This is a genomic window from Paenibacillus sp. TSA_86.1, from assembly GCF_052691815.1.
Window position 1 is genome coordinate 75434 of record NZ_JBQZGE010000018.1, and the last position, 17241, is coordinate 92674.

Here is a 17241-nt window from a genome sequence, read left to right on the forward strand (position 1 = left end):
TGAATACGGGCGAGGGTTTTTCTCCATCTCAGCACTACGTTAACGTTCACGGCCGACCAGATAATCCAGCAAATGTTTCAGAAAAGGTATCGGTTTGGGCAGTTGACGTAATGCATCGGTGGCAAGACAGTAATGTTCCCACATCGCTTTCTGAGCACCTAACTCCCCTAATATGGATACAAAGGTGGAATTGTTATTACGCTCATCCTGACCGGCAGGTTTACCAAGCACCCGGTGATCTCCTCCATAGTCCAGCAGGTCGTCCCGAATCTGAAAGGCTATGCCAGCATGATACGCAAACGTTTTTAGTGCGCCAATCTCCTCTTCTTTCACTTCTGCCAAAATCGCTGGCATAACTAGCGCTGCCTCAAAGGCAATGCCTGTTTTGTAAAAACAGATCGTATTCAGTTCCTCCAGGGACAGCGTTTTCCCTTTTGAACCGAGATCCATCGCCTGCCCCATACACATGTCCTCTGCTTTCACAGCCGAATATTGAATCAGCTTCAACACCGTTTGTGCATCAAACCGATGTAGTGAGGACTGCTCGCGGATAGCCCGTTGAATCAGGAACAGGCCAGTTAGCTCTGCTGTAGCGCTGTTGTGCAACAGATGAAGCGTAGAACGTCCACGCCTTGTCTCCGCATTATCCTGTGTAGGCAGATCATCAAAGATGAGCGAAGCGGTATGCATGTACTCCATGGATCTTAACAATGGCATAATCGCCGACTCCGCAAGTCCATACTCCTGTACGCCCATCACCCAAGTCAGGATTGGACGCAAGCGTTTTCCATCCCCTTCCAGGCTGTAGTTCGCTGCATCCATCAGCTTTCCTTTCATTTCAATTTCTTCAACGGGCTTGTTGATTTGCAACTCTACATTGATCTGTTCACGCACCGTTCGAATCGTCTGCTGGAACGCTTCCCTCTCCTGTTTATCATTGCTGAGCTGTAGTACAACCTGATCCCGTAACAATTTGTCCAGAAAATCTACATCATCCGCTTTTCGCACCATTTGCTGTACCACATGATGAAGTTCAGGCTGCCCTGCGGCAAAGATATTCATGACTTCATCATACTTCACCTGTCCTAATCGTTCTCTGCAGCGCTTCAGTCCGTTAATCGCACGATCCAGTATAACTTCCCGTGCCTTGGCGTTATTATCATAGACATCATGGATTAGATAGGAGATGACCGTCCAATACAATTCATAGGGATTCATGAGATCCGGACGAAGGTCTCGATATTTTAAATAATACGTGTATGGTGTCACTGCCTCATCTTGCATGTCATCGAACATATCTGCAAAATCATCCGCGAGCTGATTATATATCCCGTAATGAAACGTGCGTAGATCAAATCCTTCGTCTTCCGGAGCGCTGAGAACAGAACGCACGATTAACCGGGACGATGCCGATTTGATAATAATCGGAATGTACAGTTCCTCGTTCGTATAATGTGCATTGGATAAGTTCTTGCCGCGATCGATCTCCTGGGAGTGAAAGAACACATGCGATTGTTCAAAAAAAGTGCGCCGCATCTCCTCGCGCTGATAATTTCGAATATACTCAAAGGCTTCTCGAAGCTCAGAATGAACATACCGTATTACTTCAAGCTGTGGCCCCTTCCACTCGCTAAGATCAGGCACAGTACCTGTAAGAAGGGCTTGTTGTATCATCGCAGAATATTGTTCCTTCTGCTCTGCGGTAAGCGCCTGAGAATCCAGAAGGTCATCCACAAAAGGGTAGGTTAGTCCATAGGAATAACCTAATCGAACGGCTGCATCCAGTCTTGCAATCCGTTCCTCGCGTGGGGTCTCCTCTGTCAGCTCGTCATGGACATGAAGCACAACGCCCAGAATGATTTTGATCAGTTTTCGCTGCGCCTGCGCCGCATCAAGTTCTGGCGGGAGGTTTGCTGCTACATGTTTCAATTTATCCATCACCCAGATGACGGCTTCTTCGATCTGCTCACGCTGACCCCATCGGTATAATGCTGCAGGGCTAATGTAGTCAGTCTGATATTGTTGCTCGCTCCCAGAACCCATAAAGTAGTTTTTGGTATCTTCGACTATACGCTGAATGTTATCTTTTGTTTTCGGAGTATCCAGTGCCTGACCCAGATCACGCATGTAGATATAAGAGATACTACGGTCCAGATAATCATCCATCTTGCCCGTCACATTCAGCCAATGCATATATCTCTGTATATCTTTGGAATCCGGTTTTCTTTTGCCAACGAACCGGGATAGCCAGCCGAATCGATGTATATGTTTTTTCTGCCAAATTCTGAAATCTTCTATAAGTGTATCTATATGAGTATTATTCAGCAGTTGCTGAGAGAGCTTTGCAAAATATTGAGATGCTTTCTGCTCCGCCACACGGTAAGCTTCATCTGCATGTTCTTCGACCTTGGTCTGATCCATAAGTAAGTTATTCATCGGTTGATCCCTCAACTTCAGTTAAAGTTAAACATGTTCCGTTCATGTTTATATCCTATATACGGCGATTGAAGCGTTTGGTTACGTAATCGCTCATGTATAAGATCGTACGAACCGTTTATCCGATCTAGAACATGGAAGACCAGACTTTAACCGCTGTAATCGCAATGAGAAGCAGCAACGCGTACCGCAGCAACCGCACATTGATCATAGAACTTACTCTGGAGCCAAGTGACGCACCAATCCAACTGCCAAGCACGGTGTAAATGATCGGCTCGAGCGGGATATCTCCGGCAGATAGCTTGCCAACGACACCCCCAATCGCTGAGATGAACACAATCGCGAGAGAAGAAGCAATCGTCGTCCGAACAGGAATCTTCAGAACCGTCAGCATAACAGGAATGAGTACAAAAGCACCACCAGCTCCTACGATACCTGACACGACGCCAACGGCAAGCGACGTGCTTGAAGCAATGATTTTATTAAACGTTAACGGTTCGTCTGTATCCAATCGTCCCTTGCTCGGAATGAGCATTAGTACAATTGCAATGATGGCAAGAATCCCATAAATCAGATGAATCATACCTTCGTCCAGCATGCCCGAGATAAAACCACCCATCAAACTGCCGACTAAAATGCTGCTTCCCATATACAGCACCAGTTTGAAATCGATGACAGCACCACCTGTTTTGCCAGCTTTTGCTTTTCTGCGAAAGGCAACTACACCGGCAAGTGACGCAAAGAAAACCTGAAACATGCTGATGGCTGATACCTGATGCGCGTTGAACGGTGTGAGACCTGCCATTGCCGGGACATACAGCAATAGGGGGAAATTAATAATTGCGCCACCAATGCCGAGCAGGCCGGAGAAAAATGAACCGATTAGACCCAGTATAAACATGATGAAGAAGAGCAGAAGATCCATCGGTTATACGCTTCCTTTCAGAAAATAATTTGAAGATTGAAGACCGACATAATGACTATACTTATATTTCGAAAAACGTATACATGACACTTCGTTTCGGTTATAATACTTTAAAACCAAGTAAATTAATCAGAAATGAGTGATTAAGCATGTTCAACGTGTTGAAGACACTTTTTGTGAACACCTGTCCTCGCTGTAACGAAAAATTACAAGCACATCACGATGCATTATGCTCCGTCAAAACCTGCACTCATTGTCATTATAAAGAAGAAAGTTATGGCTCACTCGGCGTCCGTATTGTGTACGACACCACAAATGGATAAAACGAGTCAGTGTTTTTATTGTATCATGAACTCCCATACTTCGGGGAGATTCGACACTTTACACGATCTTATTGGAAAAGTGAGCAACAAAAATGGCACGGGATAGAACATCCTGTGCCATTTTCTTTGTTTCAACCGCCTTATTTACAATCGTGCCTTGCACGTTTAATTCAACCATACACCTCAACGAGGAGGGACAATTTCTATTATCTATTCATTAAACATCTTATTCATTTTGCAAACCGCTCAGCGGATCTTTCAGACTGTTGATGTTATTGATCAATTCCGGAATACCTGTTTTCTCCCAATTCTCCGCAGTAACCCCCTGCTCGGCGATCGTTGTCTCGAATTGATTAACAACCTCTGTCAGTTGATTATTATAACTAACGAGATTTTCATGGATATTCTCTCCAATTGCAGGCGCGCTCAACTGGGAAAATTCTGCAGCTTCCGCTTGAATCAGATCGATCTTCTCCTGAATCTGACCCGTTACACCCGGATTGTTGACGGCATCCGACGCAAGTTGCTGCAGCTCCGTTCCGGCACTTGATACCTGTTCTATATAATCCGTCGCACCGCTTACATAATTCAAACTTTGATTCGCTTGCTCTACGATCGAACAAGCAGACATCAGAAGCATACTGGATACGATAATAGCAGTCATCATAATCTTGCGTGTTCTTTTTTGCCTGGGCATGATCATCTCCCTTTCTTCATCTCAAAATGATGGTTCCACTTTTAATGATACTTGTTCACAAAGCTATATTCAAATGAGTCTGCGTGCCGGTGCATTACGATGTATAATAGGAGAATCATACAATAAGGGATGTCATCATTATGCTTCAGGCCTTGAATCAACGCTTGAACCGCATCATGCCACTGATTACCCCCAGCAGTATTATCATTGGTGTATTATGCGGTAGTTTTTTATCTTCTTATACGTACTTGTCACCTTGGCTTTTTGCCTTTATGACGTTTGCAGGCAGCATTAGTCTAAGCGTACGAGATTTTGTGAATGTGCTGAAAAAGCCCTTTCCCCTGTTTGTTTGTCTGCTGATCTTGCATTTGGCTATGCCACTTATCGCGCTGGGCATGGGTCATCTGGTGTTTCCAACAGATGCTTATACCATTACAGGACTTGTTCTCGCTGCTGTAATTCCGACAGGGATTAGTAGCTTCATATGGGTGAGTATCTACCGGGGAAATATTGCGCTTACGCTTTCCATTATACTCATCGATACCTTGCTAGCTCCGTTTGTTGTGCCTGGTGTGTTATCTCTGCTGGTTGGCACAAGTGTTACACTTGATACGGCAGCCATGATGAGCAGCCTGTTCTGGATGATCGTGTTCCCGTCTCTGCTGGGCATGCTCCTCAATGAATGGACTAAAGGACGCATCGTGCCTGTATGGGGCCCTCGGCTCAATCCATTATCCAAATTGTTTATGGCTTCGGTCGTTGCTATTAATGGCTCCGTGGTCGCACCATATCTGGCTAACTTCAACTGGCGCTTGGCCGGGCTTGCAGTGATCATTGTTTTCCTCGCTTCCTTCGGCTATGCGCTTAGTTTTTTTATAGCGAAGTGGCTGGGCTGGAATGAAGCAGATCAAGTGGCTCTTGTCTTTAACGGTGGGATGCGTAATATTAGCGCTGGCGCCGTTCTTGCGGTTACTTATTTCCCGCCGCCTGTTGCTGTTCCTGTCGTGTTAGGCATGGTATTTCAACAGATGCTCGCATCCCTCTCAGGGTACTTGCTCGGACGTCGCTCTCAGCTTCTGAGCAACTCGGACAAAACTTCAGCGGCTTGACTTCGATTTCACTTGCAAAAAATAGAATAAAAAAAGGCTCCTGAACTGTCACTTGGAGATGACAGATTCAAGAGCCTTTTCACATTATAAGAAAATCACTTATTTCGGTTGAATGTAGCCTTCTGCTTTGAGCAATTCAGCAATCAGAACTGCACCGCCTGCTGCGCCGCGAAGGGTGTTGTGGGACAGTCCCACGAATTTGTAATCATATAACGAATCTTCACGCAAACGGCCTGTAGAAACGCCCATACCACGCTCAATATCACGATCCAGCTGGGTCTGCGGTCTGTTCTCTTCCTCAAAATACGTAATGAACTGTTTTGGTGCGCTTGGCAGAGCCAATTCTTGTGGACGACCTTTGAACTGGGACCAACGCTCCAGAATTTCATCTTTGCTCGGTTTTTTCTCAAAGTTTACAAAAACCGTCGCCAAGTGCCCGTCTGTTACCGGTACACGAATACATTGCGTTGTAATCAATGGTGCAGATGCTTTAACGATCTGATTGTTCTCTACACTACCCCAGATGCGTAGCGGCTCCTGCTCACTTTTTTCTTCCTCACCACCAATGTAAGGAATCACGTTATCCAGCATTTCAGGCCAGTCCGTAAAGTTTTTGCCTGCTCCAGAAATCGCTTGATATGTGGAAGCCACAACCTGTGTCGGGTTAAACTCACGCAATGCATGTAGCGCCGGCACATAGCTTTGGATAGAACAGTTTGGTTTTACAGCGATAAAGCCTGTAGTTGTGCCCAGACGTTTTTTCTGAGCTTCAATAACAGCCAGATGGCCCGGGTTGATTTCAGGAATTACCATCGGCACGTCAGCGGTCCAGCGATGAGCCGAGTTGTTGGACACGACAGGTGTGCCTGTTTTGGCGTAAGCCTCTTCCAGCGCCTGAATTTCATTCTTTTTCATATCTACCGCACAGAAAATAAAATCGACCTGACTTGCAAAAGCCTCTACTTGAGATGCATCTTGCACCACAATGTTTTTCACCGGCTCAGGAATCGGAACTGCAAGCTTCCATCGTCCCTGCACGGACTCTTCGTATGTCTTTCCTGCCGAGTTGGCACTCGCTGAAATCGCTGTTACTTCAAACCATGGATGTTGATCCAGCAGGTCTACAAAACGCTGACCCACCATTCCTGTTCCTCCGACAATACCGACTTTTAATTTTGCTGACATGGAATCATCATTTCCTTTCGATTTGAATTAGATTATCTGTTGTTGTCATCGTACATGGGATCCTGGAGCTTTCATTTTCTCTATCATTCACACTATTCAGGCCAATTCAAAGCGTGTAATACAGCTCCGAAAAAAACCAAAAAATCCCATCCCCAAGACAAAAGTCTCAGGGACGAGATTGAACACTCGTGGTACCACCCAGATTCGCAAATATGTCGCCATATTCGCCTCTTCAAGTATGTGAATATACTCTAGCTCTATAACAGGAGCGCCTGTCACACCATCCTCCCGGCATAAGCCGATCCGATTCCGATGTGCTGCTCAGAGTCTTTATTCGATAAAAGTTTCTATGCTCCTTTTCAGCTGCCGGAGCTCTCTGATGAAAGAATGATTTTTATCTACTTGTCTCATCGTCGCATTTGATATTGCGATTATAATATCAAAATTCCAGTACGGAAGTAAACACATTTTTTTATAATTGCTGTTCCAGTTCATAACTTATTTCATTATTTACCTTTTTAATTGATTTAAGTCCCTCTTTTAACACAAACTCCTCTTTGGTTAAACCAAATAAAAGCAGGTCATGAATACTCTTCAACATACGTTTCAGAATAACTCATCCAATGATAACCAAAAAGATCAAATCAAAATAGCCCCCATACAGGATGATCCTGTCGGGGGCTTGGTTAAACTGAAGCTTATCTAATTTCAAAGAAACATCCTTACATCTTGCCTGGATACTCAGATTCATGCACATCATCCGGTACCGTTTCATCAAAAACATCCTGACCCGGATAATCACGAACCTCTCCCTCGTGAAGCTCATGATTCTCGTAATCAAAACGGTGTGCAGTCCTCTGATCCACCCGCCATGGGGAGCTCTTCCCAAGGGATTCCGACAGCAAGGATGAACCGTAAGGGCCCTCTGGAAATTCCTCAAGCGTAATGTCATTCCGCTGTGATTCTACGGTGGACACATCGGTATATTCACGTCTGTCTTCTTGCAAAAACTTCTCATCCATCACTCGTGCCTCCTGATCGTCTTGAGATGATCAACGCACCATTAAGGTGGGCGAAGCGGGAAGATTTTATGCATTTTTCTTGGAAAACACTGCGTTTCAGCTGCTGATACCGCAAGCGAATCAGCACTTCCATCCGCGCCATTACCAGTGGCGCATCGATACCAGCACGGCAAATACGAGCAATCCAAGGATACCCATTCGGGTATCCCGCCTGCTCCACGATAACAGGGAGGAACGAGCGCCAAACGCGTTGTTCTCTCTTACCTTACGCATCTCCATTGCGATCGTCATATCCTCTGCACGCTGGAACAACGCCATGAGCAGCGGAATAACCATCGGTCCCAGATCGCGTATGCGTACCGAATTGGGTTTCAGTGCCGCTTTTCCCCGCGCCCGTACGATCAGGGAGAACCGTTGCCACTCACTCCAGAGTATCGGAATAAACCGAAAGATGAGGGATACTGCAAGCGCAAACGAGGCTACAGGCAGCTTTATTTTTCGGCCATAAGCCAGTACCCAGTTCAGTCCCTCAACCATGCGCCCGTAAGGCGTTGTTAACGAGAACCACAAGCTCGCAAGCGTTACGATTAATAAACGGTACAGATTCAATAACGTTCCCTCAGCCTGTGTCAGAGAAAATCTCCATTGAAACCCGCCTTCTCCCGTGGTCAGAGTACTACCCGATAACGCTGTAGACAGGAGAAAAAAGATCAATAGTGGCTTCAACAGCTTGATACAACCCATCAGCATCTGACGCGGCAGTATAGCTAGCGCACCGACCACAGGCATCAAAGTTAAGGTCAAGCCGCCCCACTGATGCTGAAGCATTGCTGCTGTAACAAGCAAAACATACAAGGTCCATTTTAAGCGAGGATCCATCATGCTCTTCAAATCGCCGGGAGAACTCAGAGTAGGTGGCGTTACGTCTACATCATTAAACGCTTCAGCTGATTCCAGGGATACATGAGCAGCTGCTTTTGAAGTAACTATTGTAGATAATCCTGAAGATGTTCCGGTCGCTTTTGCTGCTGCCCCTTTATCACATTCGCCATTGAATGAAGTCGATGTCCTCTCCTTCGCTGCTCGCATGATAGATTCCGCCAGCTCTTCCGGTGTCATCGCCGGAGAATTGACCTGCACTCCTGCCGCCCGCAGCTGTTCTGCTAGTCGCATCGATGGCGGTAGACCTATCCCGGCCTGCACCAGCCGTTCTGGCTGATTATGTAATTCGAGCGGGGTAATATCCGCAACAAGGCGACCTTGCTTTAATAAAAGTACACGGTCTGCGTATGGTAAAAACGTATCCAGATCATGAGTAGCGATCACCGCCCCTCCCCCTGCCACACGATGCCCATGCAGTGATTTCAGAAGCAGCGCTACGCTCTGTTTCTCAAGACCTGCGCTAGGCTCATCCAGCAGAAGCCAGTCTGGTTTTGTCACTTGACCAAGTGCAAGCCCTAGCTTTCGTTTTTCTCCACCGCTTAGGGCAAAAGGAGATTTGTGCAACTGAAAACGCCGCTCCCTGTTGTCCCCTTGAGGGGGGTCCCAATGTGCCAGCGTGTCTTCAACCTGCAACTCTTGATCGGCTTTATTCAGATGATAAGGGCGTAATGAATACATAAATTCACGCTTGATATTCCGCGCAAACAATTGCTGTTCCGGAAACTGAAATACCAGTCCTGTCTTCCGTAGCATAGATCCAGGCACTTTACCATGAACCCACATCGACTCTCCTGCAAGCTTCACATCACCAGAATCCGGCGACTTAAGACCGGCAATGGTCTGCAGCAGCGTTGTTTTACCAGATCCGGTGCTGCCGAGTAGCAACGTAATCTCACCAGGTTCCAGTGTCATATTAACCCGATCCAGCAAAACCCGTTTACTCACATCTGAAGCACGAATGCAAACTTCTTGTAGTTCAATCACCAGCGTGCAACCTCCTTGGCAAGCTGTTCAGGCCGAAGCGGCATGGAATCAGGCAATTTGCCCTGCTTTTTCAAGATCAGAGAGGTCTTCACCGTAAAAGGCGGTTCCAGTCCCCACTTCTCACAAGGCGATTGAACCCCTTCACCCGGTTTCGTACCTGCTACAGACTCCATTGCCGATGCCGCCGGATAGAAAAAAGATTCCGGTACACCGTCATACACACACTCTCCCTTATGCATCGCAATAATACGGTCACATAGGGTCGCTTCTTCCAGGTGATGTGTAATCCAGATCACCGCTGTACCTTGATTTGTCACGGTCTGAACAATATGTTCTATTCGATCTCTCGCATCCGGATCAAGCATCGCCGTAGGCTCATCCATAATGAATACATCCGGCTTGGCAGCAAGAGCTGTTGCGATGTTAAGCAGCTGCTTTTGTCCGCCTGACAATGGAGCAATCATTGCATCTGTTGAGAGATGGAGTCCTACGATCTGCAAAGCTTCCTGTCTGCGCCTCATTTTCTCATCATCCGATATATGTAAATGGGATAACGCAAAATGAAACTCCTCTTCAATGGTATCTCCAAGCACCTGCGCATCGGGCTGCTGTAATACACCGCGAATGATGAGATTGTCCGGGACTTCTCGTTCGCCGCCTGATAAAGGAATATAACCGAGCAATAATCCGGAAAGCGTGCTTTTCCCACTGCCATTCGCCCCTACGATACTCAACCATTCCCCGGATTTGAGCGTAAGCGAGACGCCGTCCAACGCTTTTTTTACTTCTCCGCCTTCAGCAGCGTAGTACACACGTACGTCTTGCAATGAAATGATAGGTAACTTGTCTTGCATTTCAAAATTAGTCCTTTCGCATTCCGCATTTATATGATAATATGCTAATCGTTAACCAAATAAATAAATGTGGTTAACAATTATTTTACCAAAATCGAAAGGATTGTACAAACATGAAATTATCTTTGCGAGGCATCGTATTCAGCGCACTTATGGCTGCCATTCTTGTACTTTTCGGATACATAAGCATTCCTATTGGCTTCTCCCCAGTACCCATTACGTTGCAAACATTAGCGATTATGTTAGCTGGCGGATTACTCGGCCCACTCTACGGCTTCCTAAGTATTGCTCTTGTCGTTGTGCTTACTGCACTTGGTTTTCCTCTTCTGCACGGTACAGGAGGACTTGCCGTCCTGCTTGGGCCTACGGGGGGATACGTAGTCATATGGCCATTCGCTGCCTTACTGATTGGTTTACTCCTCTCCAAAGTTCACATCCGGGGATTTACAGGTTATTTTATTGCGTTTATCATCATTGAACTGTTCGGATCTTTGTTAATCTATGTCACAGGTGTTCCTTGGCTTGCTTATCGATACAATATGACACTATCCAATGCGATGATCCAGGGCTTCTATCCTTATATTATCGGTGATCTGATCAAGGCTGTATTTGCCACCATCATCATCGCCCCAGTGCGCACGGTCTATCCGCCTCAGCGTCTGACAAACCATGTGCATTCCGGTGTAATAAAAGCGAATTAATCGTAAACCACTTCAAATAACCAAATCATTATGATCTCATGACAAACAACCGCCAAATCTTTCTTGGCGGTTGTTTGTTCTATCTTTCCCTATCTTGTTCTATCCAGTTCTACCCACTTCATTTGGAGCCACATATTATGCCAGCAATCTACTTAAGCTCTGCCAGCTTCTGTACCAACAATTTTCAAGAGCATATCCTTGTTGTTTACCTGGCCTGTAGCTTGCGGAACTACGTCACTGTAATCTGCTGAATTCGTTACGATGATTGGTGTTACGGTATGATACCCGGCAGCTTTTATTTGCTCAATATCAAACTCCAGTAACAGATCACCTGCCTTCACTCTGTCGCCTTCCTCGATATAAGAGATAAAATGTTGCCCATCAAGTTTGACCGTGTCCACACCCACATGCACCAAGATCTCAGCGCCTGAATCCGAAACAACAGCTAGCGCATGTTTCTTTTTGAAAGCTACGGTTACTGTACCGTCAAAAGGAGCAACAACCCGGCCTGTTGATGGCTCAATCGCGATTCCTTTCCCCATCGCTCCGGAAGCAAATGCCGGATCAGGAACCTCGGATAAATCAACAATTCTCCCTTGAATCGGACTTAATACTTCTTGATCGCTAGTAGCCTTTACCTGAACAGAAGACTTCGAAGAAACATTCTGGCTATGTGTAACACCCGTTCCAGCGGACTGTCCCGATTCTACCTTTGTTTCTTCATCATCGACAGGATCTTTGAAGCCCATGATATACGTTAATACTGCGGAAACAATGAACGATGCGGCGATACCGATAATCAAGCCTGGGAAACCTTGACCACCCGGTCCGTAGAAGATCGGCAAAGTCAGCAATCCAGGCGCACCGGAAGCGAATGCTTGCGTACCCGCCTGACCGATAATAGCACCACCCACAGCACCACCGATAACCCCTGCAATAAATGGACGTTTCAGCGGTAGTGTTACACCATAAATAGCTGGTTCGGTAATCCCGAACAGAGCTGTAAGTGTTGATGATCCAGCGAGTGTTTTTAATTTTTTATTTTTTGTTTTGAGCATGACCCCGAACGCTGCACCCGTTTGAGCAAAGACAGAAGCTGTCGCTGCCGGTTTTACACCGTCCTGACCGTGTACGGCAATGTTATTAATGAAGACAGGCACCAGACCCCAGTGTACACCGAAGATCACGAGCAACTGCCAGCTTGCGCCCATCACTGCACCAGCAAGCAGCGGGCTGAATCCAAAAGCAGCTACCATCGCGGACGCAATCCCATTACCCACATATACGCCAAATGGTCCGAAGACGAGCAGTGTGAGCGGAACCATAATGACAAGCAAAAAGAGTGGCGTAACAAAGTTTTTGAGACTTTCATGAAGAAGCTTGTTGAAGAATTTCTCCAGCTTGCTCATCACAATAACGGCTAGAATGATTGGAATGACTGTAGAAGCATAACTCATCAGTACTACAGGAATACCGAAAAAGTCTGTTGGCGTTCCGTCCGTTTTCAACTGAATAATCGTTGGATAGATCAGTGCTCCTGCTATAGTCAATGCAACAAATGCATTTCCTTGGAATTTACGTGCTGTTGTAACCGCTAACAGCAACGGCAAGAAGTAGAACAAACTATCTGCTGCTGCATACAGAATGATATAGGTCGTCTCTGTCTTTTCGAGCCAACCGACATTGTTGGCAATCAGCAGCAAACCTTTTAAAATACCCGCTCCTGCCATAACGCCAAGTAGTGGAGCGAAAATACTGGAGATGACGTCAATAATGCCGCCTAGCCCTTTGACCTTTTTGCTGCTTTTTTCTTTACCGGATGAATCGTCCAGAATATTGCTGATCTGACCAATCGCCTGATAGACCTCTGGAACCTTATTGCCCACGACAACCTGGAATTGACCTCCGTTTTCCTTAACGGCGATGACACCTTCCGTTTTCTCCAAACCTGCTTTGTCGGCCTTGGAATCATCCTTTAATACAAATCGTAACCGTGTTGCACAGTGAACCAGTGATTGTACGTTTTTCTCACCGCCAACCCGTTCAACAATTTCTCTAGCCAATTTCTCTTGACTCATGATATGCCCTCCTACGTGTTGTCTAACAGGCTTTTTACCGATTTTTTTTGCACACAAAAAACCTAAGCCTTGCGTAAGTGGACATAAAATCCACACATACACATGACTTAGGTTTTGCCTGCATAACCAGTAACAATCCCAGTTAAATCGTATTCAATTCCTGTTACAAACATAATAATATAATTTAACCATTTATGTCAATCATTTAATGTTAACGGTTAACAACTCGTTCAATGTGCACCGTAAGATATAACTTTTCCTCATTGGTGAGTTCATGATCGTATTCCTTTTTCACAAACATTGCGATCTTCTCTACACACGCCGACGCTTCTGGATGTTTCTCTTTAATCATGTCGTAAAAGTGATCATAATTATTATCGTAATGCGTCCCGCTAAGCACTCGCTGGGAGAAAAACTTGAGATGTGTAATAAAACGGAAGTAGCTGAGAGACTCTTCGTCAAACTCCATTTTAAAATGATACTTGGCAATATTAATAATCTGCTGGATAAACTTCGTAATATTCATCGTTGTAATGACTTCTTCGTTCATCTCGGCATTTACAATATGGAGCGCAATAAACGCCGCTTCATCCGGTGGAAGTTCGATATTCATTCGGCTGTTGATCTGCTCCAGCGTGCGTAGCCCAAGCCCGAATTCAACTTTGTATAGTTGCTTGATCTCCCACATCAATGCGTTTTTAATCTCAATCCCCTCATGGTAACGCTCGATGGCAAAATGAATATGATCTGTAAGCGAAACATAAATGTTCTCGTTCAATTTACGTCCCAGATTATCGCGGGCATGGGTAATCATTTCCTCCACAATTTCAACAAGTTCCATAGGCACTTCGCGCAGCAATGTTTTGAAATTATCGGAGGTCTGTTTATTTTTCAAGGCAAACACTTTCTGAATGCGGGTCTCGTCTACTTTATCCCCCGGCTTCTTCTTAAAGGCAATCCCACGTCCCATCACCACAAGCTCTGCCCCGTCGGCCTGATAGATGCTAATGACGTTATTGTTGATAACCTTTGCTATTTTCACTTCAATCCCCCCGGTCACGTTCCACTCTCTAGTCGCAGTGATATATCCAATTATGGGCATACAAAAAAAACCTGGAGCATCACAAAATAAACGAGACGTGGCAGTCTGCTTTTTGAGTGCTCAGGTTTTGCCTACGTGTGATGTAGTAACAATCCCAGAAATGATATATTTGCGTCAAGTATAGCGTGAACTGCGTTAGATGTCAACGCTTTCAAGGAGCAGACATCAGGAAGTTACATGAATTCATGCAACTTCCGATGTTTGGAAGCAAGTGTTTTCCAATATACCCTGAAACTACTTGTCTCCCAAATCTGTTCCGCCGGATGCGATAACATTTTTATACCATTCGAAGCTTTTCTTTTTGATACGAGTTAGTTCACCCTTGCCTTCATTGTCACGATCCACATAGATATAGCCGTAACGCTTTCTCATCTCGCCCGAAGATGCACTAACGATGTCAATCGGTCCCCAGCTGGTATAACCAATGATGTTACAACCATCCTGAATGGCTTCGCCCATCTCCGCCACATGGCGTTTCAGATAATCAATTCGGTACGAATCATCAACTTCACCCTCAGGAGTAACCTCATCATGTGCACCAAAGCCATTCTCGACCACAAACAGCGGTTTCTGATAACGGTCATGTAGCTGGTTCGCCGTAATACGGAAACCTTTGGGATCAACCGTCCATCCCCACTCCGATTTGGCCAGGTATGGATTGGCTATGGAGCCAAACACGTTGCCGCTTGTCATATTTTTGTTCACTTCAGGGTCTGTACTGGTTGTACGACTTGAATAATAACTGAAGCCGATGTAATCCACCGTATGGTTACGCAAGATGTCTGCATCCTGCGGCTCCATCAAAATGTTCAGGTTGTGATCCTTGAAGAAACGTTTGGCGTAACCTGGATACTCCCCGCGTGACTGAACATCGATGAAGAAGTAAGATTCTCTGTCCTTCTCCATGCCCTGGAATACATCTTCCGGATTACATGTGTACGGGTAGAAACTGCCTGCTGCAAGCATACAGCCAATCATCGCACCAGGTATGATTTTATGACAAGCTTTAACGGCAAGCGCACTTGCAACAAGCTGGTGGTGTGCTGCTTGATATTGAATTTCTTTGATATTGTCGTCTTCGTTAAACGCCAGTCCGGCTCCAAGGAAAGGAAGATGAAGCAACATATTGATCTCGTTAAACGTCATCCAGTATTTCACTTTATCTTTGTAACGAGTAAATACCGTTATGGCGTAGGTTTCAAACAATTCCACCAGCTTGCGGCTTCTCCAGCTGCCATATTGCTCGATCAGATGTACAGGTACATCAAAGTGAGCCAGCGTAACCACCGGCTCGATGCCATGTTTCAAGAGTTCATCGAACAGGTCATCGTAAAATTGTAAACCCGCTTCATTCGGCTCTGCGTCCTCACCTGTCGGGAAAATGCGTGCCCAAGCGATCGATACACGTAATGCTTTGAACCCCATTTCGGCAAAAAGAGCGATATCTTGCGGGTATCTATGATAGAAGTCAATGGCTTCATGTGAAGGATAAAACTCACTGGCTAGTGGTGTGAACGCCGGAACGTTCCCTTTCATAATGCTTCTCCGGTTTTCTCCTGTTGGCAGCAGGTCAACAATGCTCAGGCCTTTGCCACCTTCAAGATATGCTCCTTCTGCCTGATTGGCTGCAATCGCTCCACCCCACAGAAAGTTTTCAGGAAATTTAAATGTTGTCATTCGTATTCTCCTTTCAAATATGTAGTTCAAATGATCCGCCCCTATACCGGCTTCCAGGCTTGCCACTAAGAAAATAGAAAAAACCCGAACCAGCCTGTACACACCTAGTGTGTGTCACAAGCCAGCTCAGGTTATGCCCTTATTCGGTAACATTCCCAGAAAACATTATGCGGATTAGGTAAAACATTACCAAGAAACAGGAAATATGTCAACGGGCACGAGTCATTAACATATGCCTTATGGATCATTTACGCGCATTTACAAGTCAGTTGTTGATTGTATTAGCCCAAATTCACAGATCATCACAGGTTGTAAAATGAGGCACAGTTGTCACCCAAAATCAGCTGTTGTTCCGCTTCTGGCAAGCTCCGGACATGTGTTTGCAACAGATTAAACACCTCAGCATATGTACCCGCTACGGTGCATACAGGCCAGTCCGAGCCATACATCACTCGCTCTGATCCAAACGCTCGAAGTACCGTATCCAGATAAGGGGTGAAATCTTCCTGTGTCCACTTATTCCAATCTGCTTCGGTGACCATACCAGACAATTTGCAATGGACATTAGAATAGGATGCCATCGCTTCCATTGCTTCCTTCCAAGGAGATATAACACCCGCCTTAATATCCGGTTTGGCCAGATGATCAATGACAAAACGCTGCTGTGGAAACTTTTGAACCAACTCCACGGCATAAGGTAGCTGCTCCTTCGATACAAGCAAATCATAGGCCAGATTATACTGTTCCAGCAGGGCAATGCCTTGTTGGAAGTTTTCACGCAGCACAAACTTTACATCCGGCTCATCTTGTATGACATGACGTACTCCCTTCAGCCACGGGTTAGCCGCAACCTTTTCCAGTTGAGATGAAGCTTCCTCAGAGCACAGATCCACCCAGCCCACAACGCCTTTAATAAATTCGTGCTTGTCCGCAAGTTCGAGTAACCAATTCGTTTCTTCAAGACTTTGCCGGGCCTGCACAGCTACACAGCCTGATAGGCCGGATTCCGTGAGGATTGGCTGCAAGTCTTCCGGCAAAAAGGAACGCTGAATCACGCTCATCTCTTCACCGATCCATCCATAATCACGGATGTTATAATTCCAGAAATGTTGATGTGCATCGAGTTTCATATGATGTACCCTCCTATGTTGTCCACGTTAGTTCTTAGTTCAAGTGTAACACCAGTCAATTAAATATAAATCAAAT

The 17241-nt window shown here is 45.7% G+C and carries 13 protein-coding genes and 1 other annotated feature; of the genes, 2 read left to right on the forward strand and 11 right to left on the reverse strand.

Annotation, left to right across the window (positions count from 1 at the left end; all coding sequences use genetic code 11):
- Nucleotides 1-39 precede the first annotated feature (39 nt).
- From ACUTVW_RS24040 to ACUTVW_RS24050, 3 genes are all read right to left on the reverse strand, one after another.
- Nucleotides 40-2436: a polyprenyl synthetase family protein gene (locus tag ACUTVW_RS24040; protein WP_445648082.1), complete on the reverse strand. Its 2397-nt coding sequence runs from the start codon at nucleotides 2434-2436 to the stop codon at nucleotides 40-42.
- A gap of 127 nt (nucleotides 2437-2563) precedes the next feature.
- A complete protein-coding gene (locus ACUTVW_RS24045) occupies nucleotides 2564-3361 on the reverse strand; it encodes a sulfite exporter TauE/SafE family protein (RefSeq protein ID WP_445648083.1) in 798 nt (265 codons plus the stop codon).
- Between the two features lie 549 nt (nucleotides 3362-3910).
- Nucleotides 3911-4381 (reverse strand): DUF6376 family protein, encoded by a 471-nt coding sequence (locus ACUTVW_RS24050; protein ID WP_445648084.1) that lies wholly within the window; start codon nucleotides 4379-4381, stop codon nucleotides 3911-3913.
- Between the two features lie 140 nt (nucleotides 4382-4521).
- On the opposite strand from ACUTVW_RS24050, the gene ACUTVW_RS24055 reads away from it, so the two are divergent.
- On the forward strand, nucleotides 4522-5490 hold the full coding sequence (locus tag ACUTVW_RS24055; RefSeq protein ID WP_445648085.1) for a bile acid:sodium symporter family protein: 969 nt from the start codon (nucleotides 4522-4524) through the stop codon (nucleotides 5488-5490).
- Nucleotides 5491-5589: 99 nt separating this feature from the next.
- Here ACUTVW_RS24055 and asd read toward each other — a convergent pair whose 3' ends face one another.
- The 4 genes from asd to ACUTVW_RS24075 form a co-directional block, all read right to left on the reverse strand.
- Nucleotides 5590-6675, reverse strand: a complete 1086-nt coding sequence (gene asd, locus ACUTVW_RS24060; protein WP_445648086.1) for an aspartate-semialdehyde dehydrogenase — start codon at nucleotides 6673-6675, stop codon at nucleotides 5590-5592.
- A 165-nt stretch (nucleotides 6676-6840) separates the two neighbouring features.
- Nucleotides 6841-7098 (reverse strand) — a binding site (T-box leader).
- A 299-nt stretch (nucleotides 7099-7397) separates the two neighbouring features.
- A complete protein-coding gene (locus ACUTVW_RS24065) occupies nucleotides 7398-7697 on the reverse strand; it encodes a hypothetical protein (RefSeq protein WP_445648087.1) in 300 nt (99 codons plus the stop codon).
- A gap of 141 nt (nucleotides 7698-7838) precedes the next feature.
- Complete coding sequence (locus tag ACUTVW_RS24070; RefSeq protein ID WP_445648088.1) at nucleotides 7839-9623, reverse strand: ATP-binding cassette domain-containing protein; 1785 nt, start codon at nucleotides 9621-9623, stop codon at nucleotides 7839-7841.
- The gene (locus tag ACUTVW_RS24075) at nucleotides 9620-10477 is read right to left on the reverse strand and encodes an energy-coupling factor ABC transporter ATP-binding protein (protein WP_445648089.1); all 858 of its coding nucleotides are present in this window, start codon (nucleotides 10475-10477) and stop codon (nucleotides 9620-9622) included. The genes ACUTVW_RS24070 and ACUTVW_RS24075 overlap by 4 nt, the downstream gene beginning before the upstream one ends.
- A 113-nt stretch (nucleotides 10478-10590) precedes the next feature.
- Between ACUTVW_RS24075 and ACUTVW_RS24080 the strand changes: the two genes are divergently transcribed.
- The gene (locus tag ACUTVW_RS24080) at nucleotides 10591-11178 is read left to right on the forward strand and encodes a biotin transporter BioY (protein ID WP_445648090.1); all 588 of its coding nucleotides are present in this window, start codon (nucleotides 10591-10593) and stop codon (nucleotides 11176-11178) included.
- Between the two features lie 152 nt (nucleotides 11179-11330).
- Here ACUTVW_RS24080 and ACUTVW_RS24085 read toward each other — a convergent pair whose 3' ends face one another.
- The 4 genes from ACUTVW_RS24085 to ACUTVW_RS24100 form a co-directional block, all read right to left on the reverse strand.
- On the reverse strand, nucleotides 11331-13256 hold the full coding sequence (locus ACUTVW_RS24085) for a beta-glucoside-specific PTS transporter subunit IIABC (RefSeq protein WP_445648091.1): 1926 nt from the start codon (nucleotides 13254-13256) through the stop codon (nucleotides 11331-11333).
- Nucleotides 13257-13467: 211 nt separating this feature from the next.
- Entirely contained in the window at nucleotides 13468-14298 is an 831-nt protein-coding gene (licT, locus tag ACUTVW_RS24090) for a BglG family transcription antiterminator LicT (protein ID WP_445648092.1), read from the reverse strand.
- A 294-nt stretch (nucleotides 14299-14592) separates the two neighbouring features.
- Entirely contained in the window at nucleotides 14593-16035 is a 1443-nt protein-coding gene (locus ACUTVW_RS24095) for a 6-phospho-beta-glucosidase (protein ID WP_445648093.1), read from the reverse strand.
- A gap of 302 nt (nucleotides 16036-16337) precedes the next feature.
- Nucleotides 16338-17165, reverse strand: a complete 828-nt coding sequence (locus ACUTVW_RS24100) for an amidohydrolase family protein (protein WP_445648094.1) — start codon at nucleotides 17163-17165, stop codon at nucleotides 16338-16340.
- Between the last annotated feature and the right edge of the window lie 76 nt (nucleotides 17166-17241).

Bases quoted from the DNA above. Each gene is read 5' to 3' on its own strand.
- ACUTVW_RS24095 (WP_445648093.1), bottom strand. From the start codon at position 16,035: ATGACAACATTTAAATTTCCTGAAAACTTTCTGTGGGGTGGAGCGATT.
- ACUTVW_RS24045 (WP_445648083.1), bottom strand. From the start codon at position 3,361: ATGGATCTTCTGCTCTTCTTCATCATGTTTATACTGGGTCTAATCGGT.
- ACUTVW_RS24085 (WP_445648091.1), bottom strand. From the start codon at position 13,256: ATGAGTCAAGAGAAATTGGCTAGAGAAATTGTTGAACGGGTTGGCGGT.
- ACUTVW_RS24040 (WP_445648082.1), bottom strand. From the start codon at position 2,436: ATGAATAACTTACTTATGGATCAGACCAAGGTCGAAGAACATGCAGAT.
- asd (WP_445648086.1), bottom strand. From the start codon at position 6,675: ATGTCAGCAAAATTAAAAGTCGGTATTGTCGGAGGAACAGGAATGGTG.
- ACUTVW_RS24075 (WP_445648089.1), bottom strand. From the start codon at position 10,477: ATGCAAGACAAGTTACCTATCATTTCATTGCAAGACGTACGTGTGTAC.
- ACUTVW_RS24100 (WP_445648094.1), bottom strand. From the start codon at position 17,165: ATGAAACTCGATGCACATCAACATTTCTGGAATTATAACATCCGTGAT.
- ACUTVW_RS24080 (WP_445648090.1), top strand. From the start codon at position 10,591: ATGAAATTATCTTTGCGAGGCATCGTATTCAGCGCACTTATGGCTGCC.
- ACUTVW_RS24055 (WP_445648085.1), top strand. From the start codon at position 4,522: ATGCTTCAGGCCTTGAATCAACGCTTGAACCGCATCATGCCACTGATT.
- ACUTVW_RS24065 (WP_445648087.1), bottom strand. From the start codon at position 7,697: ATGGATGAGAAGTTTTTGCAAGAAGACAGACGTGAATATACCGATGTG.
- ACUTVW_RS24050 (WP_445648084.1), bottom strand. From the start codon at position 4,381: ATGCCCAGGCAAAAAAGAACACGCAAGATTATGATGACTGCTATTATC.